The sequence below is a fragment of the Magnetospirillum gryphiswaldense MSR-1 v2 genome, from assembly GCF_000513295.1.
Classification (GTDB): domain Bacteria; phylum Pseudomonadota; class Alphaproteobacteria; order Rhodospirillales; family Magnetospirillaceae; genus Magnetospirillum; species Magnetospirillum gryphiswaldense.
Genome location: NC_023065.1, coordinates 3,363,862 through 3,384,071, shown reverse-complemented (window position 1 = coordinate 3,384,071; position 20,210 = coordinate 3,363,862). Strand labels below are relative to the sequence as shown.

The window sequence follows — 20,210 nt, the reverse complement described above, 5'->3', positions numbered from 1 at the left end:
GGTGTCAGGCTCCGATGAACTCGGCCAACATGTCGTGCACCGCCTGTTGCGGTACCTCGGGGGTCAGGAAGCTTTTGCCGATGCCGCGGGCGAGGACGAAGGTGATCTTGCCGTCCTTGACCTTTTTGTCGCCGGCCATGTGGTGGACCAGTCTTTCCACGTTCCAATGACGTTGCTTGGACAAGCGGGTGGGCATGCCCATGGCCGCCAGATGACCTTCCAGGCGGTCGGCATCGGCGACGGGGGCCAAGCCCATGCGCGCCGACAGCCGGAAGGCCATGATCATGCCCAAGGCCACCGCCTCGCCGTGCAGGATCTCGTCGCCGTAACCGGTTTCCGCTTCCAGCGCGTGACCGAAGGTGTGACCTAGGTTCAACAATGCACGGATGCCGCCCTCGCGTTCATCGGCGGCGACGATGCGGGCCTTGGCCCGGCAGGAAATGGCCACGGCGTAGCGGCGGGCGGCGACGTCGCCGTCGATGACCTTATCGCCATTGGCTTCCAACCAAGTGAAGAAATCGGCATCGTCGATGCAACCGTATTTGACCACCTCGGCATAGCCGGCCAGCACCTGACGGCGCGGCAGAGTGTCGAGGACGGAAATATCGGCCAGTACCAGACGCGGTTGGTGGAAGGCGCCCACCAGATTCTTGCCCTTCTTGGTGTTGATGCCGGTCTTGCCACCCACCGATGAATCCACCTGGGCCAGAAGCGTGGTGGGGATTTGGACGAAATCGACGCCGCGCTGCAAGATGGCGGCGGCGAAACCGGTGAGATCGCCGACGACGCCGCCGCCCAAGGCGATGATCATGGTGGAGCGTTCGCAGCGCGCGTCCAGCATGGACTCTACCAAGGCTTCCAGATGGGCGAAATCCTTGCTGTGTTCGCCGTGGGTGATCTGGGTGTGGTCGTGAGCGATGCCGGCCTTGTCGAGCGAGGCCAGCACCCGATCCAGATAGACCGGGCCGACTTGATCATCGGTGACGACGAAGGCGCGTTTGCCGCGCATCACCGGGGCCATCAGCGCTCCGGTCTGGTCCAGCAGGCCGGAGCCGATCAGGATATCGTATCCGCGGTCGCCCAATTCCATGTGCAGGCGGTCGATGCTCATAGGCGGTTCTCCAGTTCCTGGCAAATCTTGGCGACGGTGACTTCCGGCGGTTCGTCAGTGGAATCGACGATGATATCGGCCTCGGCATAGATGGGATAGCGCGCCTCCATCAGCCGCGACAGAATTTCGCGCGGGTCGCCGGTCTTCAGCAGCGGGCGGTGGTCGCGTCCCGAGGTGCGCTTGACCAGCAGGTCCAGATCGGCCCTGATCCACACCGACAGTGCCGATTGCTTGATACGGTCGCGCGTCTCCGGGTCGATGAAGGCGCCGCCGCCGGTGGCCAGGATACACGGGGTGCCTTCCATCAGCCGGGCGATGACCTTGCGTTCGCCATCGCGAAAGGCGGCTTCGCCGTGTTTGGCGAAATAATCACTGATGGAGCAGCCGGCGGCGGTCTCGAATTCGACGTCGGAATCGATGAAGGACAAACCCAGCCGCGCCGCCAGTCGGCGCCCGACACAGGACTTTCCCGCCCCCATCAGCCCGACCAGAACGACGGTACGGTCAAGATGCGACCCCAGCCGAGATTGATCCGCGGGGGCGACGCCGATACACTGCCCCTGTTTCGCCATGGTCGACCCCTATTTTGCGTTCATGCACGCCGAAGAACGGGAAGCCCAAGGGTGAGCCGCCCCATTTTGTCCGTTGATGACTTTTATCCGCCCCGAAACGGGCCTGTCCAGAATTCAAACGCAAGGTTGTTCGCGTCCCATGGGAAAGATTGCCGGTATTTTGCTTGTTACGGTGCTGCTGGTCCTGGTGGGCGGCGGCATCTTCCTGGCCACGTTCGATTTGCCAGCGCCCAAGGCGCGGGTGGAAAAGGTGATTAATGATGACCGCCTGCCGAAATAAGCTGGGCCTGGCCCTGGCGGTTCTTTCCCTGGTCGCCTCCCCCGCTCTGGCGCAGCAGCCCATGCCGTTGACCCAGCCCTTCGACCCGGAAACCATGGAACGGGCCGATCCGCCGTCTTACGAGAATGTCGGGCGGATCGGCACCGATACGCTGAAGGCGCCCAACCCGGAAGCCGCCGGCACCATGGACGTGCTGCAAGGCGGCTTCTCCGCCACCATGTGGAACGGCACCAGTATCGAGGTGGCCCGTACCCTGATCCCGCGTCTGCCCGGTGCCAATGCTTCGCCCACCGTGCGCTCGCTCGAACGGCGTCTGCTGCTGACGGCGGCGATTCCGCCCGACGGCACCAAGCCCGACACCAAGCCGTCCTTGGTGGAATTGCGGGCTGAACGCCTGTTGGCCCTGGGCGACCTGGAAGGCGTCGCCGGTCTGTCCAGCGTGGCGCCTGCCTCGGTGGAAGGGGCCATCGCCACCAAGGTCCAGCGCGACGCCCATCTACTGGCCGGTCGCACGCAAGAGGCCTGCGCCCGCGTCCAACCCGGTTCCGACCCGGAAAACGCCCGGCTGCTGACCTTTTGCCATCTGGTCAGCGGTCGCACCTTGGAAGGCAATCTGGCCCTGGACCTGCTGCGGGAACGTAAAGCCGCCGATAGCGGTTTCATCGCCGCCGCCGAGATTCTGGCCGGCCTGCCCCCCGTTCCCAACGCCAAGATCGAGGTGACGGAGCTTTCGCCCCTGCATGTGGCGTTGTTCAAGGCGGCCAAGATGGCCCTGCCGGAGCAGGCGGTGGCCAACGCTCCGGTCACCGTTGCCAGCGCCATCGCCGGCAATCCCGCTACCCCCATGACCCAGCGCGTCGCCGCCGCCGAACGGGCCGAGGCGGTGGGGCTGATGAGCGCCGACGATCTGCGCAAGCTGTATCTGGAACTGACTTTCGCCCCCGACGAGATGGCCTCGCCCATGGATCGTGCCGCCACGACCGGCCACGGTCGGGCGCTGCTGTTCCGCGCCGCCTTCGATCAGCCCGATCCGCTGTTAAAGGCCCGCTTTGCCGCTCGCGCCATCGAACTGGCGGTGGCCCGCAACCGGGTCGCCGGCACCGCCCGGGTGTTCGAGGCGATCATCGCCGCCATCCGTCCCGATGCCCTGCTGTCGCGGGAAGCGCCGTTCTTCGCCCGTGCCTTCTATGCCCTGGGCCGGGCGGAGGCGGCGGCCAAGTGGCTGGATATCGCCAAGGCCGATGCCAGTGTGGTGCGCGAGGCGGAAAAGCTGTGGCCCTTGACCGCTCTGACCGAAGACCCCGGTAAGGTGGTATCGTTGGCCGGTCTGGCCGGCTGGCGTGCCTCGCTCGCCGGTCTGGCTCCGGATGTTGTCGCCCGGCGCAACGCCGTGGTGCTGGGGGTTTTGGCTGGACTGGGGGCCAAGGTGCCCGATAGCGCTTGGCTCGAGGTGCTGAGCCTGCCTGCCGGCGGCCCCAATCCCGGCCTGTTCGCGCTGATGCAGGGGGCTGCCCTGGATGCGCGGCTGGGCGGCACGCTGCTGGCCGGTCTGTCCACCATGGGCGACGTGCCGCTGGATCGGGTCGATCCCATGACCCTGTCCGAGGTGATCAGCGCCCTGGCGGTGGTCGGCTTGGCCGAGGATGCCCGGCAATTGGCCCTGGAGGCGCTTTTGGCCAATGGCATCTGAACGGCACAAGGAAGCCTTTCTCGAAATGATGGCGGTGGAGCGTGCCGCCGCCATCAATACCCTGGATGCCTATCGCCGCGATCTCGACGATCTCGACAATTACTTGACCAAGCGGGGGGGGTCGCCGCTTTCCGCCCGGCCCGCCGATCTGGCCGGCTATATGCGGGCTTTGGCCGATGCCGGTATGGCCACCCGCACCCAGGCCCGCCGTCTATCCTGTCTGCGTCAGTTCTACGGCTTCGTCTTCGCCGAGGGCTGGCGCGCCGACGATCCGACCTCGCGCCTGGACGCGCCGCGTTTGGGCCGATCCTTGCCCAAATATCTGTCGGAAAAACAAGTGGGCGACCTGCTGGATGCCGCCCGTGCCCTGGAATCGCCCCAGGGCGAAATGATGACTGCGCTGCTCGAGCTTTTATACGCCACCGGCCTGCGGGTGTCGGAACTGGTCGGCCTGCCCTATTCCGCCGTCGCCCGTGACCCCGCCTTGCTGGTGGTGCGCGGCAAGGGCGACAAGGAACGCATGGTGCCGCTGTCCGATCCGGCCCGTGCCGCCTTGCGCGTGTGGCTGCCGCTGCGTCAGGATTTGCTGGGCAAGAAAAAGACTTCGCGCTGGCTGTTTCCCGGTTCCGGCAAAACCGGCCATCTGACCCGCGCCGGTTTCGCCCGCGCCCTGCTGCGGGTGGGGATGAAGGCCGGCATCGATCCGCGCCGGCTGTCGCCGCACGTGCTGCGCCATGCCTTCGCCACCCATCTTCTCGCCCATGGCGCCGATTTAAGGGTGGTGCAGGAATTGCTGGGCCATGCCGATATCGCCACCACCGAAATCTATACCCATGTGCTGGAAGAGCCGAAAGTCCGGCTGGTCAACCAGCACCATCCCCTGGCGGCGTTGCTGAAACCGAAATCGTGATTATGCTATAAGCCGCCAAACCACCCTGTTTCGGAACCACTTCACCATGATCCTCTATACCTTGCGCTGCGCCCACGACCACCACTTCGAACACTGGTTCGACAATTCCGGCGATTTCGACGCCAAGAAGGCGGCGGGCCAGTTGGTCTGCCCGGAATGCGGTGACACCAAGGTGGGAAAAGCCATCATGGCCCCCAATGTGGGCAAGTCCGCCGCCGCCGCGCCAGCGCCCGCCTGTACCCCCATGGGCTGCGGCGGCTGCCAGTTCGCCGGGCAACACTGACCGCTCTGCGGTCAGTGATTTGTCAGTGACGTGCCCGGAGCGGGCCGTCTCAGGCGCCGCCGGGCTTATATTATAAGGGTTCGCCCCGCATCATACGGGGCAGATCGCCGACCACGCCCATGGCGTGCTTCATGAAAAAGCGCTTGGCCCCCGGCATGGCTTGCACCGCCGCCAGTCCCAGGTCGCGGGCCAGTTTCAGCGGGCCGATGTCGTTGGAGAACAGCCGCACCATCACATCGGTCAGCCCCAGCATCAGCATGTTGTCGAAGCGGCGCCAGCGCTGATAACGGGCCAGCACGTCGGGGCCGCCCACATCCAGGCCCAGGCGGCGGGCATCCATGATCACCTCGGCCAGGGCGGCGACGTCGCGGATGCCCATGTTCATGCCTTGTCCGGCCACCGGATGCATGCCGTGGGCGGCGTCGCCGATCAGCACCAGCCGATGGTCGATGGCGCGGTCGGCCAGTTGCAGGGTCAGCGGATAATGGAAACGTGGCCCGGCCAGGGTGACCGGACCAAGGAAATCGCCGAAGCGGGTGTTGAGTTCCGCCAAAAAGTCTTCATCGCTTTGCCCGACGATGGCATCGGCCAGATGCAACCGCTCGGTCCAGACGATGGAGGAGCGATTGCCGGTCATGGGCAGGATGGCGAAGGGGCCGGACGGTAAAAAGCGTTCATGGGCGATGCCCTGATGCGGCTTTTCATGGGTCACGGTAGTGACGATGCCCGACTGGCCGTAGCCGAAGCGCTGCACGCCGATACCGGCCAAGCGGCGGATGGTCGAGCCGCGCCCATCGGCGCCCACCACCAAGCCAGCGCGGATGGTGCGGCCATCGGCCAAGGTGGCGGTGACACCGTCGGCATCGCGATCGATGGCGGCGACGCGAGCCGGAGCCAGCACCTGGGCGCCGGGCAATTGGCCCAGGCGCTGATGGATGGCCCGGCGGATGGTGGTGTTTTCGACGATCCAGCCGAAGGGCTCGTCGCCGATGGCGTCGTGGTCGTAATGCAGGAACAACGGCGAGGCGCCGTCGGTGACCCGGATTTGCAGGATCGGTCCGGCTTCATCCGCTAGCAGCGGCCACACCCCGGCGCCGTCGAACACCCGCTTGGCCGATAGCGCAATGGCGATGGAGCGGCCATCGGTACCGGGTCGGGCCAGATCGACGGGATCGGCGGCTTCGACCAAGGCGACGGCAAAACCGGCCTGGGCCAGGGCGCAGGCGGTCAGGCCGCCGACCGGACCACCGCCGACGATGAGGACGTCGGCCTGAAGGGATGGCGGAGAAGATGCGATCATGGACATATCCATGATGTGCCATCGCTGCCGCCAAAGCGCAAGTCCCGCAGCCGCAAGCGCATGAATCGGGCAGGGGGCAGGGGATGTGGCTATATTTTGAGCATAAATCCAGATCAGCCGGTTTGAGGATCGGCCTAAAGATGGCGCAATCAGTGGATTCCTGATTCCGGCACGGCTCTTGAAAGGGGAACATCACGTAGGGATGCGGCACACGCGCCCCAATGACCCATCAACCGGCGGGATGACATGAGCCCCGCCCTAGTATTTAGGGGACCACGAGATGAAGCTGATCATGGCCATCATCAAGCCCTTCAAGCTGGACGAGGTGCGTGAAGCCCTCACCCCGTTGGGAGTCCAGGGTCTGACCGTGAGCGAGGTCAAGGGCTTCGGCCGGCAGAAGGGCCAGACCGAAATCTACCGCGGCGCCGAGTACGTGGTGAATTTCCTGCCCAAGGTGAAGATCGAAGTGGCCGTCAACGACGAGATCGTCGATCGCGTCATCGAGGCGATCCAGACCGCCGCCCGCACCGGCAAGATCGGTGACGGCAAGGTTTTCGTCATGGATATCAGCCAAGCCTATCGTATCCGCACCGGCGAGGCCAATTCGGAAGCGCTGTAATCGATATCTGCCCATGTTTTGTACAGAGGTGGACCTGCGCGCTTAAGAATTAGTCACCCATACTGTCCCATTCACAGGAGAAGGCGGCGGAAGCATTGATTGGAAAGGCTGGCACGGTTCTTGTTAAGTCCGTGGTCAGCGCCGGCACAGCCTCAGGGGAAGCCGGCACCCCAATCACTGCAGAGCCGTTTCGGGGGTATCCCATGAACCAAGGTTTGAAAAAGGTAATGGCCAGCGCCGGAATGGCGTTTGCCTCGATGTTTGTGGCCGGCGCGGCGCTGGCCGAGGAAGCGGCGGCTGCCGCCGCTCCGGTTCCGGTGTTGGATTCGGGCAGCACCGCCTGGATGCTGACCTCGACGGTGCTGGTGCTGATGATGACCATCCCCGGCCTCGCGCTGTTCTACGGCGGCATGGTGCGCAAGAAGAACATCCTGGCGACCATGATGCAGAGCTTCGCCATCACCGCCTTGGTGTCGGTGCTGTGGGTTCTGGTCGGTTACAGCCTGGCTTTCGCCGAAGGCACCCCCTATGTGGGCGGCCTGGGCAAGGCTTTGCTGGCCGGGGTCGAGGTCGCTTCGCTGACCGGCGTCATCCCGGAAACCGTGTTCATCGTCTTCCAGATGACCTTCGCCATCATCACCCCGGCGCTGATCACCGGCGCCTTCGCCGACCGCATGAAGTTCTCGTCCATGCTGGTGTTCATGGGCCTGTGGGTTCTGGTGGTTTATGCCCCGGTGTGCCATTGGGTCTGGGGCGGTGGTTTCCTGGGCAAGGACGGCGTGCTTGATTATGCCGGCGGCACCGTGGTCCACATCAATGCCGGCATCGCCGGTCTGGTGGCGGCCGTGGTTCTGGGCCCGCGCAAGGGCTTCGGCACCGACAACCTGGCTCCGGCCAATCTGTCGCTGGCCATCATCGGCGCCTCGCTGCTGTGGGTGGGTTGGTTCGGCTTCAACGCCGGTTCCGCCGCCGCCGCCGACGGCCGTGCCGGCATGGCCATGCTGGTGACCCAGGTCGCCGCCGCCGCCGCCACCTTGGGCTGGATCTTCGCCGAATGGATTCTGCGCAAGAAGCCGTCCGTTCTGGGCGCCATCTCGGGCGCGGTGGCCGGTCTGGTCGCCATCACCCCGGCGTCCGGCTTCGTCGGTGTCGGTGGGGCCTTGATCATCGGCGCCGTCGCCGGCGTGGTCTGCTTCTGGGGCGCCACCGGCCTCAAGCATGCGCTGAAGTATGACGACAGCCTGGACGCCTTCGGCGTGCACGGCATCGGCGGCATCGTCGGCGCCATCCTGACCGGCGTCTTCGCCGTCGAAGCCATCGGCGGTACCCCCGGCCTGCTGGAAGGCAATGCAGGTCAGGTGCTGACCCAGCTCTACGGCATCGTCGCCACCATCGTCTGGTCGGCGGTCGCTTCCTTCATCCTGTTGAAGGTGATCGATCTGGTCATCGGCCTGCGCGTCACCCCCGACGAGGAACGCGAAGGTCTCGACCTGTCGCTGCACGGCGAATCGATCCACTAAAACCGGATCCTGTTTGCGGCAAGGAGGGGCGCGGCGCAAGCCGCGCCCCTTCTGTTTATCGGCGGCTATTTCCCCATGGGCGCGGGCGTCGGAATCGGTTAGAACAAAGCCCATGTTCAATGCACAGCTCGACCAACTCACCGATTATCCGTTCCAGCGGTTGACCGATCTGCTGGGCGGTGCCGCCACACCCGATTCGCTGGTCATGTCCATCGGCGAACCGCAACATCCGCCGCCGCCCATGCTGGCGCGGGTGCTGGCCGAACAGGCCGGATCGTGGGGCAAGTATCCACCCGCCAACGGCAGTCCGGATTTTCGCCGCGCCGTCGCCGATTGGCTGACCGAGCGCTTTCAACTGCCCGCCGGCATGATCGATGCCGACCGCGCCATCCTGCCGGTGGCCGGCACGCGCGAGGCGCTTTATCTGATCGCCCAGACGGTGATCACGCCCGGCCAGGATCGGCCCTTGGTGCTGCTGCCCAATCCGTTCTATCAGGTCTATGTGGGGGCGGCGGTGATGGCCGGGGCCGAGCCCTATTTCGTCGCCGGCGCCCACGGCCCGGCCTCGCAGCCCGATTACACCACCTTGCCCGACGACGTGCTGGCCCGGGTCAAGCTGGCTTATCTGTGCAGCCCGGCCAATCCGCAAGGTTCGGTCGCCAGCCTGGACATGCTGAAACGCCATATAGAACTGGCCCGGCGCTGGAATTTCATCCTGGCTGTGGACGAATGCTATTCGGAAATCTGGGATGCCGAGGAACCGGCGGGGGCGCTTTCCGCCTGCGCCCGATTGGACGGGTCCATGGACAACGTCATGGTCTTCCATTCCTTGTCCAAACGCTCCAGCGTGCCGGGGTTGCGCTCGGGTTTCGTCGCCGGCGACACTCGGCTGATGGCCGCTTTCGCCCGCTTGCGCTCCTATGGCGGGGCGGCGACGCCCCTGCCTATCCTGGCGGCGGCGGCGGCATTGTGGCGCGACGAGGACCATGTGCGCGAAAACCGCGATCTCTATCGGGCCAAGCTCGACATGGCCGAACGCATCTTCGCCGGACGCTTCGGTTTCGTCCGTCCGGCAGGGGGGTTCTTCCTGTGGCTGGATGTGGGCGACGGCGAACAGGCGGCGCTGAAATTGTGGCAACAGGCGAAAATCCGGGTGCTGCCCGGCAAGTATCTGTCACGTGGGGATGTGGGGGATCGTTTCATCCGCGTGGCTTTGGTCCATGATCTGGCAATTACGGAACGGGCACTGACGCTGATGGCGCAGACGCTTTAGGGGGAGCAATGGCCGCGGCCAAAAAAGGGGCACCGAAAAGCAGCTTTCTGCCCAAGGGTACCGTGCCGGCCATGCGCCGGCTGGTGGCCCGTCTGGGGGGCTTGGCGCTGACCGTGCTGGCCATTCTGGCCGGTACTGCCCTGATGACCGCCGATCCGCGCGATCCATCCTTCAACACCGCCGTCGACGGTCCGGTCACCAATGCCCTGGGGCCGTTGGGGGCCACCTTGGCCGATCTGCTGGATCAGGTGTTCGGCCTGGGCGGCTGGCTGGTGGTGTTGATTCCCGCCGCCTGGGGCATGCGGGTGCTGGTTCGGGCCCAGGCGCCAAGGCTGTGGGGACTGCGCATCGCCTTGTTGCCGCTGGTGGTGGTGGTGTGGGCGGTGGCTCTGGCCGCCCTGCCGTTGCCGCATCTGTCCGGTGTTGCCGTCGGGCCGGGCGGCGCCTTGGGCAAGGTGATCGTCGCCGCCTTCGTCGCCCCCCATGTTCCGCCGCATATGCTGTGGGCGGTGGGCAGTGCCTGTTTGGGCGTGGCTTTTTTCGCCAGTATCTTCGCTTTGGGCCTGTCGCCCGCCGATTGGGCCGGGCTGGGTTTGGCCGGCAAGAAGTCGTTGCGGGCGGCGGCTTCGTTGCGCCCCAATCCGGATTCGGCCCGGCGCGAACCGGCGGTGATGGTGACCAGCCGCTCGCCCCTGGCCCGGCGGACAATGGTCGAGGACGATGAGGATGAGGATGAAGACGGTGACGCCTTCATCCCCGCTCCCGCCGACGACGATGATAACGATGCGCTGGAGCGCATGCCCCAGCATGGCGCCCTGGTCCAGCCCAAGCGTCCGCCACCGGCGGCGGGCAAGCGGGAAAAGGCGGCGCGTCAGGGCATGCTGGATTTGGGCGGGCCGGTGGGGCCGGGATATGAAGTACCGCCCTTGACCCTGCTGTCCCCGACGCCGGAGCAGAACCGTACCCATCTGTCTCAGGATTCCCTGGCGCAGAATGCCAAGATGCTGGAAAGCGTGCTCGAGGATTTCGGCGTCAACGGCAAGGTGGTCAAGGTCCGTCCCGGTCCGGTGGTGACGCTGTATGAATTGGAGCCGGCGCCGGGCACCAAGACCAGCCGGGTCATCGGTCTGGCCGACGACATCGCACGATCCATGAGCGCGCTGTCCGTGCGCATCGCCACCATTCCCGGTCGTTCGGTCATCGGCATCGAGCTGCCCAATTCGCGGCGTGAAGTGGTTTATTTGCGCGAGTTGCTGGCCGCCCAGCAATTCGAGAAGGCTGGGGCCAAGCTGACCCTGGTCCTGGGCAAGGATATCAGCGGCAGCCCGGTCATGGTCGACCTCGCCCGCATGCCGCATCTTTTGATCGCCGGCACCACCGGTTCGGGCAAGTCGGTGGCGGTCAACACCATGATCCTGTCGCTTTTGTACCGGCTGACGCCGGAAGAATGCCGCCTGATCATGATCGATCCCAAGATGCTGGAATTGTCGGTCTATGACGGCATCCCCCATCTGCTGGCCCCGGTGGTGACCGAGCCGGGCAAGGCGGTGGTGGCGCTGAAATGGGCCGTACGCGAGATGGAAGACCGCTATCGCGCCATGAGCCAATTGGGCGTGCGCAATATCGCCGGCTATAACCAGCGGCTGGCCGAAGCGCGCGACCGCGGCGAACAATTGACCCGCACGGTGCAGACCGGTTTCGACGCCGATACCGGCAAGCCCATCTATGAAGAACAATTACTCGAGCTCAGGGCGCTGCCTTTCATCGTCGTCATCGTCGATGAAATGGCCGATCTGATGCTGGTGGCCGGCAAGGACATCGAGGCGGCGGTGCAGCGTCTGGCGCAGATGGCCCGCGCCGCCGGTATCCATCTGATCATGGCGACGCAACGCCCGTCGGTGGATGTGATCACCGGCACCATCAAGGCCAATTTCCCCACCCGCATCTCCTTCCAGGTCACCAGCAAGATCGATTCGCGCACCATCCTGGGCGAGCAGGGGGCGGAACAATTGCTGGGTCAGGGCGACATGTTGTACATGGCCGCTGGTGGGCGCATCACCCGTGTCCACGGGCCCTTCGTCTCGGATCAGGAAGTGGAACAGGTGGTCGATCATCTGCGGGCCCAGGGTGAGCCGTCCTATATCGAGGCGGTGACCGAGGAAGAAGATGGCGAGTTCGGCGGTGGTCCAGGTGGTTCCGGCGGTGGTTCCGGCGACGATCTGTACGATCAGGCGGTGGCCTTGGTGGCGCGTGAGGGCAAGGCCTCGACCTCGTTCGTGCAGCGCCATCTGCAAATCGGTTATAACCGCGCCGCCCGTCTGATCGAGCGGATGGAGACCGAAGGCGTGGTCGGCAAGCCCAATCACGTGGGCAAGCGCGAGATTTTGGTGCGCCAGACCCGCGATGATTTCTAAAATTCGCCATGATCGGGGATTAAGCCATCCCCATCTGGTCAAGGAGTAGCCCCCCGTGTTGTTCAATCGCCGCTTTCTGCTGACCCTGCTGACCCTGCTGGCGCTGTTGCCTCTGGCCCTGCCGGCCCAGGCCGCCGGCCCGCGCAAGCCGCTGACCGATCAGGACAAGGCTGATGTCGTCCGGGCCGAGGCCTATATGAACGGCATCACCACCTTGAAGGCGCGGTTCCAGCAATTCGCCCCCAATGGCAATGTATCGGAAGGCACCGCCTATTTCTGGCGTCCGGGGCGCATGCGTTTGCAGTACGACCCGCCGTCGCCGATCCTGGTGGTGGCCGATGGCGATTTTCTCATCGTCCATGACCAGGAACTGGGTGAACCCAGCTATATCCCGTTGGGATCGACCCCGGCAGGCGTGCTGGTGCGTGAAAATGTGCAGTTGAACGGTAAGGATCTGGCGGTGTCACGGGTGACACGGGCGCCGGGTGTGTTGAACATTTCGGTGGTGGAAAGTGATGATCCGGCCCAGGGCGAGATCACCTTGGTGTTCACCGAACAGCCTTTTGCCCTCAGGCAATGGCGGGTTTTGGACGCGCAAGGCAGCATCACCACCGTCTCTTTGTACGAGACTCAAAGCGGTATGACCCTGGATCGCAAGCTGTTCCAATTCAGCGATCCCAAGTTCACCAAACCCAAGCTGAACGACGGCTGATTTCCAGCCATGACTATGGCGCATGACAGATATGCGCCATAATCCATACTGACTGTCCCACCGGCCTCCCATTTCAGGAAGAGAGCAGCACGGACCGCAACGGTCCTGCTCGGTGGGGCCGGTTTCCCCTGCTTGCCCCACACGGTCGCTCCGCACACGGAGCGGTTACCGGACGCCCGGCCTTCCCCCCTGGCCGGGCGTCTGTGTTTTTGGACTTCTTCGAAACTGGTGTAAAAGCGGCGTTCCACCAGCCAAGGGGAAATCCCGTGCGTGTCGTCACCTGGAATATCAATTCCATCCGCCTGCGCTTTGACTTGTTGCGCCAGGTGGTGGAGCGCTTGACTCCCGACGTGATCTGTCTGCAGGAAATCAAGGTGGTGGACGAGCTGTTTCCCGCCGATGAATGCCGGAGCTTAGGCTTTCCCCACATCGCCTTCCACGGCATGAAGGGCTATAATGGCGTCGCCATCCTGTCCAAGCGACCAATCCGCGAAACCATGACGCCGTCGTGGTGTGGGCGCGACGACCGCCGCCATCTGGTGGCCAAGCTGGACGAGGCGGAAATCCACTGCTTGTACGTTCCCGCCGGCGGCGATATCCCCGATCCTCAGCAAAACGACAAATTCGCCCACAAGCTGGATTTCCTGCGCCAAGTCACCGACTGGTACGCAGGCACCTACAAGCCCGGCGATCGGGTGATCCTGACCGGCGACCTCAACGTCGCCCCCTTGGAAACCGACGTGTGGTCGCACAAGCAATTGCTGAAGGTGGTCAGTCATACCCCCATCGAGGTGGATTTGCTGGACCGCATGCAAGCCAGCCTGGGCTGGGTCGATGCCATGCGCCGTTTCATTCCGCCATCGGAACGCCTGTATACGTGGTGGAGCTATCGTTCGCCCGATTGGGAAAAGAACGACCGCGGTCGCCGGCTTGACCATGTATGGGTCACTCCGGCCCTGGGCGACACCTTGCGGTCGGTCGAGGTGCTGCGTGAGTGCCGGTCGTGGACCCAGCCCTCCGACCATGTGCCAGTGCTGGTGGAGCTGGATATCTAGAGCGGTTTCACGCCGAGCGGAATCGGTAGAGGATTCCCCCTGAGGTCATTTTGTGATTCAACATCTTCGGTAACAACGCTCCCGAGGATGATGCGATGACGTGGCGCTCAGGGCAGTCCTATTCTCAGGACTTGCGCGATAGAGTTTTGGCGGCTGTGGACAGCGGCATGAGCGCCTACGAGGTGGCGCCGCTGTTCCGGGTGAGCGTTTCGTACATCTACAAGGCCCAAGGCCGCCGCCGGGCCACCGGCGAGACGACGGTGAAGCCACGGCCTGGGCGGCCAGGACAGAAGCTGGCGGCTCACCTTGAGGCGTTGCAGGCGCAGATCAAGGTCGAGCCCGATGCCACGCTGGCTGAGTTGCGCGCCTGGGTTCTGGCCGAATTGGGCGTGTCGATCAGCGTCGGCGGCCTGTGGAACACGCTTGAGCGGCTCGACCTCAGTCTGAAAAAAAGAGTGCGCATGCTGCCGAGCAGGAACGTCCCGACGTAGCCGAAGGACGCATCGCCTGGCGAGCCGAGCAGCCGGCGCTGGACCCAACCCGCTTGGTCTTCCTTGATGAAACCGGGGCATCGACCAACATGACCCGGCGCTACGGACGGGCGCCGCGCGGTCAGCGGCTGCTGGCTGCGGTGCCGCACGGTCATTGGAAAATGACCACCTTCGTCGGGGCGCTCCGGCATGACGGAATCTCCGCCCCCTTCGTCATCGACAAGGCGATGAATGGCGCGATCTTCCTGGCCTATGTCGAGCAGGTCCTGGCTCCGACCTTGCGGCCCGGCGACATCGTCGTAATGGACAATCTGCCCGCCCACAAGGTGGCAGGGGTCAAGCAACTCATCGAAGCCCGAGGGGCCACCCTGCGGTATCTGCCGCCCTACTCCCCAGACCTCAATCCCATCGAGCTCGCCTTCGCCAAGCTCAAGAGCCTGCTGCGAAAGGCGCAAGCCCGCACCATCAACACCTTATGGGACGTGATCGGAAAACTCATCGACCTGTTTCCGCCCGAGGAATGCGCCAATTTCTTCGCCCACGACGGATATGGACGCTCGATGTGAAAATGCTCTAACGCTGACTTTGTTCCGCCGGGCGGTCCCAGCACGGCGGATAGCGGTCTTCCTGGTACTTGGCCATGGTGGTGGCGATGATCACCGGCAGCACGAACAAGGCCAGCCCCAGCCATTTGCCGCGCCGGAACACCGACCATAGCGTGCCGATGAAGGCCAGCGAGGTCATGCCCAGCCAAGCCAGGCCAATGGCCTCGAACTGGGCCTGCGAACATTGACCGAAGGGCTGGCCATCGACCATTTCCGTCTTCAGGCCGGCATCGACATGGCCGACCACGACGGCGAACAGGACCAGCTCGGCGGCCAGCACGATCCGTGGTCCCCAGGTTGCGATGTGGTGCTTCACCCGTGCTGCTCCTTGCCAGTACGGGTCTGGTTTAACCGATGCCCAGACCCGACGCCCCGACTTTGGTCAAGGGAGGGTCACGCGGCCAGACCGTGATGGGTTTGCAGCAGGCAATCGAGGATGGTTTTCAACGGCTCGGCCTGGAGGGCGGGGGTGTCGCCCACCGGGCGGCCCATATGGTTGCGCCACATGGCCGGACCGTGGGGTTGGGTCAGGATGCTGGTGATGATGGCCAAGGCCCGACGCAAAATGGCGGTGGAACGGGAATCACCGTAGAAATGGTCCCAGGTCAGGTTGTTGCCATGGACCACCAAAAGCGCCTGGATCAGGGCGCGGCAATCGCGGTCCAACTCGTCGCGGGCCGCCGGCCCCAAGGCGACATCGACGAAGGCGAAGTAATGGGCCAGCAGCGGGCGAGGCAGGACCTGGCCCAGCAGGGGTTCCAGGGGGCGCACCATCAGCCGCTGGAACGGGTTGGAGCGCGCCCCCACATTGCCCTTGGGCTTGGAATGCTGGGCGCGACAGCGTTCCTCTTGCTGAGCATAGGCGGGGTCCAGGCTCATGGGGCCGCGTCGGACCAGCGCGATCAACCGATCAACGTCGGCCAGATCCACCTTGCCGTTAACCGAGCGCTCACGCAGCAGCGCTTGCACCACGTCCAGCACCACACTGGAAATGGCATGACAGGCACGATTATTAACGCAGGAATTCTGTTCCATACCCACAGACTGTGCGCATCTTCTGGTCTGTGCGCAACTGGACGAAGGTCTGGCGTTCTATGACCGCCCCGGCATCAGCCGGCGGTATGACAGGGCTTCGGCCACGTGCAGGCGGCTGACACCGCCGCCGCCTTGCAGATCGGCCAGGGTGCGGGCCACCCGTAGCACCCGGTGATAGCCGCGTGCCGACAGACGCATGCGGTCGGTCGCCTCGGCCAACAGGGCACGGCCGGGGGCGTCGGGGGCGGCCAGCTTTTCCAACTCCTCGCCATCGAGCAAGGCATTGCTGCGGATGCCCAGTTCCGCCCCCCGTTCGGCTTGGAGGGCGCGGGCGGCGGCGACGCGGGCGGCCACCTGGGCCGATCCTTCCGCCGGTGGCGGCAGCGACAGATCGGCGGGACTGACGGCAGGCACCTCGACGTGCAGGTCGATGCGGTCGAACAGCGGCCCGGAAATCTTGTTCTGGTACTCGGCCCCGCATTTGGGCGCCTTGGTGCAGGCCAGACCAGCGTCGCCCAGATAGCCGCAGCGGCACGGGTTCATGGCCGCCACTAATTGGATGCGCGAGGGATAGACCACGTGGGCGTTGGCCCGCGCCACGCTGACCCGACCCGATTCCAGCGGCTGACGCAGGGCTTCCAGGGCGGCGCGCTGGAATTCCGGCAATTCGTCCAGGAACAACACGCCGTTATGGGCCAGCGACACCTCTCCCGGCTTGGCCCGTGAGCCGCCGCCGACCAAAGACGGGACCGAGGCGGAATGATGGGGGTCGCGGAACGGGCGGCGGCGCAGCAGCTTGCCCTCGGCCAAGTGGCCGCCGATGGAATGGATCATGCTGACTTCCAGCGCCTCGGCTGGTTCCAGCGGTGGCAGCAATCCGGGCAGGCGGGCGGCCAGCATGGATTTCCCCGATCCTGGTGGCCCGATCATCAACAGGTTGTGACCGCCGGCGGCGGCGACCTCCAGGGCGCGCTTGGCCGATTCCTGGCCCTTGATGTCCCTGAGGTCGAGGGGGGCGGACTCATCGTCGGCCAGCATGGGCTGGGGCCGGGGCAAAACCTGGGTGCCCTTGAAATGATTGATCAAGGCCAGCAGACCGGTCGGGGCCAGCACCTCGACATCGCCGGCCCAGGCCGCTTCCGATCCCTGGCTGCCGGGGCAGATCAGACCCTTGCCGGCGGCATTGGCGGCGATGGCCGCCGGCAGCACTCCGGCCACCGGGGCCAGTGACCCGTCCAGACCCAATTCGCCCAAACTGACATAGCCGGCCACTTCATCCGCCGGCAGCACCCCCATGGCCGCCAACAGGCCAAGGGCGATGGGCAGGTCGAAATGACTGCCCTCCTTCAACAAATCGGCGGGGGCGAGGTTGACGGTGATTCGTTTCGGTGGCAGCGACAGGCCGAGGGAGTTGAAGGCGGCGCGCACCCGCTCGCGGCTTTCCCCCACCGCCTTGTCGGGCAGGCCGACGATGGTGAAGGCCGGCAGGCCGTTGGCGATCTGCACCTGGACGTCGATGTCGAGGCAGTCGATGCCGGCGAAGGCGATTGTGGGGGCGTGGGTGGTCATAAAAAGGGTAAACACCGCGTTTGAAGAGTGTTTTAGGTGTACCCGCATGCTGGCCGGGCGCAAGAGTTTTATCTACCTGCCAATAAGAGTGAATTCCCCGCCCGGCTGATATATCCTGGGTTCATGCATCCAGGGCGGGGGACGGATGCCGGCGGCTTGATGGACGGACGGGCATGCGCTTCCCCGGTTATGTGTTGGAATTGGGCTCCCTGACCCTGTGGGCCGGGCTGGTGGCGGCGTCATTGTGGCACAATCTGGCCCTGCTCGACGTCCAGGGCCGGGAAGTGGCCTTCGCCCGTGCCCGCATGCTGTTTTCTATCCTCGAAACCACGCGGTTGTGGAACGCCTATCACGGCGGCGTCTATGCCCCGGTGACGGAAAAGTCGCCGCCCAATGAGTGGTTGGTGGACCCCCAGCGTGACGTCGTCATCAATGGTCGCGCCTACACCAAGATCAATCCCGCCTATATGACCCGGCAGGTGTCGGAACTGATGGGCAGCCAGGGCGGATTGTCGTTCCGTCTGACCAGCCTGAAGCCGATCCGTCCCGGGAATGCCCCCGACCCGTGGGAGGAACAGGCGCTGCAAAATTTCGAGCGGGGGGAAAAGGAAGTCCTGGACCGGGTCGAGATGGGCGGCACCGATTCGTTTCGTTATCTCGGGCGCTTGCTGGTCGAGGACGCCTGTCTGCAATGCCATGCCAATCAGGGCTATCACGTAGGCGAAGTGCGCGGCGGTATCAGCGTCACCATCGATGCCGTCCAGGTGCTGGCCGAGATCAACCCGCAAAAGCAACAAACCATCGTTCTGCACGCCTTCGGTTATCTGCTGCTGGCCGGGGCGACACTGGCGTTTTTGACCTGGCTGCGCGCCGGCTGGCGCCAATTGGCCCAAGCCAAGACGGAACAGGAAGCCATGGTTGCCGCCCGTACGGCGGAATTGCGCCGCGCCGTCGATGATCTGGCCCGGTCCAACGCCGAGTTGGAGACCTTCGCCTATGCGGCGTCGCACGATCTGCAGGAGCCGTTACGTATGATCGGCTCTTACGCCCAATTGGTGGACAAGCGCTATGGTCCGACCCTGGATGCCGACGGACGGGAATTCCTGGGTTACATGACCGACGGCGCCCAGCGCATGAAGCGGATGATCGACGACCTGCTGACCTATTCCCGCGTCAGCCGGGGCGAGCCGGCGTTGCAGCCCACCGAGCTGGATGTGGTGCTGGATGCCGCCCTGGCCAATCTGACCGCTGCTCTCACTGAAAGCGGTGGACAGATCATCCGTCCCGCCCGGCTGCCGGTGGTGCTGGGCGAGGCGCCCATGCTGGTGCGGCTGCTGCAGAATCTATTGGGCAACGCGCTGAAATACCGCGCCGCCGACCGTGCCCCTCGGGTCACCATCGAGGTGGTGGCGCAAGAGGGGCGCTGGCTGGTGTCGGTGGCCGATAACGGTATCGGCATTCCCCAAGCCGCGCACGAGCGGGTTTTTCATATATTCCAACGGCTTCATAGCCACGCCTCGGTCCCCGGCACCGGTGTTGGCTTAGCCATCGCCAAGAAGATCGTCGAACGTCACGGCGGACGTCTGTGGGTCGAGGACAACCACCCCCATGGTGCGGTGTTTCGCTTCACCCTGGCCGACGCCGGGTCTGGGGACGTTTCTATGCCGCAACAGCAATCGCGGTAAAACTGAAGTTGCAGTTGTTCGTCAACTTCAGAAGAAGTTAGATGGTGGCGGAAGTGGTGCAGACTTCCACCTCTATCTTAGAAAAAGAACGCAACTCTTTGATTTAGACCTATTTAGGCCGTTGGAACCTGGGCGGTAGCGGCGCGGCGCAATTCGATGGCGTCCCAGATTTGCGCCTCGACGCGGACGTCGTCAAAGCGGTTGATCTCTTGAATACCGGTGGGCGAGGTGACGTTGATCTCGGTCAGGTAGGTGCCGATGACGTCGATGCCGACGAAAACCAGACCGCGGGCGCGCAGCGTCGGGCCGATGGCATCGCAGATCTCGCGGTCACGCGCGGTCAGTTCCGCCTTCATGGCGGTGCCGCCCACATGCAGGTTGGACCGAGCCTCGCCCGCCTGCGGCACCCGGTTGACCGCCCCCGCCGGCTTGCCGTCCACCAGGATGATGCGCTTGTCGCCCTGGCGCACCGCCGGCAGATATTGCTGCACCATCACCGGTTCGCGGTAAAGCTGGGTGAACATTTCCAACAGGCTGTTCAGGTTCTCGTCGTCGGGCTTGACGTGGAACACCCCGGCGCCACCGTTGCCGAATAGTGGCTTGATGACCAGATCTTTGAATTCCTTACGGAACTCCATGATCTGACGGCGATCGGTGGTGATCAGGGTCGGTGGCATCAGACCGGGAAAGTGCGTAACCAGCAATTTCTCGGGGGCGTTACGCACATGTACCGGGTCGTTGACCACCAAGGTCGCCGGGTGGATGTGCTCCAACAGATGGGTGGCGGTGATATAGGCCATGTCGAAGGGCGGATCCTGGCGCATCAGCACCACGTCCATGGTGGCCAGATCGACCAGTTGCGGCTCGTCCAGGGTGAAATGGTTGCCCAGTTCCCGGCGCACCTGCAATGGCCTGATCCAGGCCATCACCCGCCCGTTCTTCAAGGCCAGATCGGTGGGCAGATAATGAAACAAAGCGTGGCCGCGCCTTTGCGCTTCCAGCGCCAGGACAAAGGTGGAATCGGCATTGATATTGATGGAATCCATGGGGTCCATCTGGATCGCTACGGCAAGGCTCACCTTATCC

At 64.3% G+C, this 20,210-nt stretch carries 19 protein-coding genes; 12 read left to right on the top strand and 7 right to left on the bottom strand.

Annotated elements, in window-relative coordinates; all coding sequences use genetic code 11:
• Window positions 1-4 precede the first annotated feature (4 nt).
• Both aroB and MGMSRV2_RS16265 read right to left on the bottom strand, forming a co-directional pair.
• A complete protein-coding gene (gene aroB / locus MGMSRV2_RS16270) occupies window positions 5-1,111 on the bottom strand; it encodes a 3-dehydroquinate synthase (protein ID WP_041633691.1) in 1,107 nt (368 codons plus the stop codon).
• Window positions 1,108-1,683, bottom strand: a complete 576-nt coding sequence (locus tag MGMSRV2_RS16265) for a shikimate kinase (protein WP_041633690.1) — start codon at window positions 1,681-1,683, stop codon at window positions 1,108-1,110. The genes aroB and MGMSRV2_RS16265 overlap by 4 nt, the downstream gene beginning before the upstream one ends.
• Window positions 1,684-1,822: 139 nt before the next feature.
• Between MGMSRV2_RS16265 and MGMSRV2_RS21650 the strand changes: the two genes are divergently transcribed.
• The 4 genes from MGMSRV2_RS21650 to MGMSRV2_RS16250 are packed head-to-tail and all read left to right on the top strand — an operon-like array spanning window position 1,823 to window position 4,846.
• Window positions 1,823-1,963 carry a hypothetical protein gene (locus MGMSRV2_RS21650; RefSeq protein ID WP_024081453.1) on the top strand — a complete coding sequence of 47 codons (141 nt, stop codon included), beginning with the start codon at window positions 1,823-1,825 and terminating at the stop codon, window positions 1,961-1,963.
• Window positions 1,941-3,653 carry a hypothetical protein gene (locus MGMSRV2_RS16260; RefSeq protein WP_024081452.1) on the top strand — a complete coding sequence of 571 codons (1,713 nt, stop codon included), beginning with the start codon at window positions 1,941-1,943 and terminating at the stop codon, window positions 3,651-3,653. The genes MGMSRV2_RS21650 and MGMSRV2_RS16260 overlap by 23 nt, the downstream gene beginning before the upstream one ends.
• The gene (locus MGMSRV2_RS16255; RefSeq protein WP_024081451.1) at window positions 3,643-4,563 is read left to right on the top strand and encodes a site-specific tyrosine recombinase XerD; all 921 of its coding nucleotides are present in this window, start codon (window positions 3,643-3,645) and stop codon (window positions 4,561-4,563) included. The genes MGMSRV2_RS16260 and MGMSRV2_RS16255 overlap by 11 nt, the downstream gene beginning before the upstream one ends.
• 46 nt (window positions 4,564-4,609) lie before the next feature.
• On the top strand, window positions 4,610-4,846 hold the full coding sequence (locus MGMSRV2_RS16250; protein ID WP_024081450.1) for a DUF1178 family protein: 237 nt from the start codon (window positions 4,610-4,612) through the stop codon (window positions 4,844-4,846).
• Between the two features lie 70 nt (window positions 4,847-4,916).
• On the opposite strand, the gene MGMSRV2_RS16245 is transcribed toward MGMSRV2_RS16250, so the two are convergent.
• Window positions 4,917-6,146: a UbiH/UbiF/VisC/COQ6 family ubiquinone biosynthesis hydroxylase gene (locus tag MGMSRV2_RS16245; protein ID WP_024081449.1), complete on the bottom strand. Its 1,230-nt coding sequence runs from the start codon at window positions 6,144-6,146 to the stop codon at window positions 4,917-4,919.
• Window positions 6,147-6,426: 280 nt separating this feature from the next.
• Here MGMSRV2_RS16245 and MGMSRV2_RS16240 point away from each other — a divergent pair, with 280 nt between their 5' ends.
• From MGMSRV2_RS16240 to MGMSRV2_RS16210, 7 genes are all read left to right on the top strand, one after another.
• Window positions 6,427-6,765, top strand: a complete 339-nt coding sequence (locus MGMSRV2_RS16240) for a P-II family nitrogen regulator (RefSeq protein WP_024081448.1) — start codon at window positions 6,427-6,429, stop codon at window positions 6,763-6,765.
• Between the two features lie 203 nt (window positions 6,766-6,968).
• Complete coding sequence (locus MGMSRV2_RS16235; RefSeq protein WP_024081447.1) at window positions 6,969-8,285, top strand: ammonium transporter; 1,317 nt, start codon at window positions 6,969-6,971, stop codon at window positions 8,283-8,285.
• Window positions 8,286-8,397: 112 nt separating this feature from the next.
• Complete coding sequence (locus MGMSRV2_RS16230; protein WP_024081446.1) at window positions 8,398-9,558, top strand: aminotransferase class I/II-fold pyridoxal phosphate-dependent enzyme; 1,161 nt, start codon at window positions 8,398-8,400, stop codon at window positions 9,556-9,558.
• 8 nt (window positions 9,559-9,566) lie between these two features.
• On the top strand, window positions 9,567-11,972 hold the full coding sequence (locus tag MGMSRV2_RS16225) for an FtsK/SpoIIIE family DNA translocase (protein WP_024081445.1): 2,406 nt from the start codon (window positions 9,567-9,569) through the stop codon (window positions 11,970-11,972).
• A gap of 55 nt (window positions 11,973-12,027) precedes the next feature.
• The gene (locus MGMSRV2_RS16220; protein ID WP_024081444.1) at window positions 12,028-12,684 is read left to right on the top strand and encodes a LolA family protein; all 657 of its coding nucleotides are present in this window, start codon (window positions 12,028-12,030) and stop codon (window positions 12,682-12,684) included.
• A 266-nt stretch (window positions 12,685-12,950) separates the two neighbouring features.
• Window positions 12,951-13,739: an exodeoxyribonuclease III gene (gene xth, locus MGMSRV2_RS16215; RefSeq protein ID WP_024081443.1), complete on the top strand. Its 789-nt coding sequence runs from the start codon at window positions 12,951-12,953 to the stop codon at window positions 13,737-13,739.
• Between the two features lie 95 nt (window positions 13,740-13,834).
• A protein-coding gene (locus MGMSRV2_RS16210; protein ID WP_144084247.1) for an IS630 family transposase occupies window positions 13,835-14,796 on the top strand; the annotation gives its coding sequence in 2 pieces (ribosomal slippage) (window positions 13,835-14,183 and window positions 14,183-14,796; 963 coding nt in all).
• A gap of 7 nt (window positions 14,797-14,803) precedes the next feature.
• On the opposite strand, the gene MGMSRV2_RS16205 is transcribed toward MGMSRV2_RS16210, so the two are convergent.
• The 3 genes from MGMSRV2_RS16205 to MGMSRV2_RS16195 form a co-directional block, all read right to left on the bottom strand.
• On the bottom strand, window positions 14,804-15,151 hold the full coding sequence (locus MGMSRV2_RS16205; RefSeq protein ID WP_024081442.1) for a hypothetical protein: 348 nt from the start codon (window positions 15,149-15,151) through the stop codon (window positions 14,804-14,806).
• A gap of 77 nt (window positions 15,152-15,228) precedes the next feature.
• Window positions 15,229-15,870, bottom strand: coding sequence for a hypothetical protein (locus MGMSRV2_RS16200; protein WP_024081441.1), 642 nt, complete (start codon window positions 15,868-15,870; stop codon window positions 15,229-15,231).
• 57 nt (window positions 15,871-15,927) lie between these two features.
• A complete protein-coding gene (locus tag MGMSRV2_RS16195) occupies window positions 15,928-17,439 on the bottom strand; it encodes a YifB family Mg chelatase-like AAA ATPase (protein ID WP_024081440.1) in 1,512 nt (503 codons plus the stop codon).
• Window positions 17,440-17,612: 173 nt separating this feature from the next.
• Between MGMSRV2_RS16195 and MGMSRV2_RS16190 the strand changes: the two genes are divergently transcribed.
• A complete protein-coding gene (locus tag MGMSRV2_RS16190; protein WP_024081439.1) occupies window positions 17,613-19,124 on the top strand; it encodes an ATP-binding protein in 1,512 nt (503 codons plus the stop codon).
• A 113-nt stretch (window positions 19,125-19,237) separates the two neighbouring features.
• Here MGMSRV2_RS16190 and gshB read toward each other — a convergent pair whose 3' ends face one another.
• The gene (gshB, locus tag MGMSRV2_RS16185) at window positions 19,238-20,203 is read right to left on the bottom strand and encodes a glutathione synthase (RefSeq protein ID WP_041634706.1); all 966 of its coding nucleotides are present in this window, start codon (window positions 20,201-20,203) and stop codon (window positions 19,238-19,240) included.
• Window positions 20,204-20,210 lie beyond the last annotated feature (7 nt).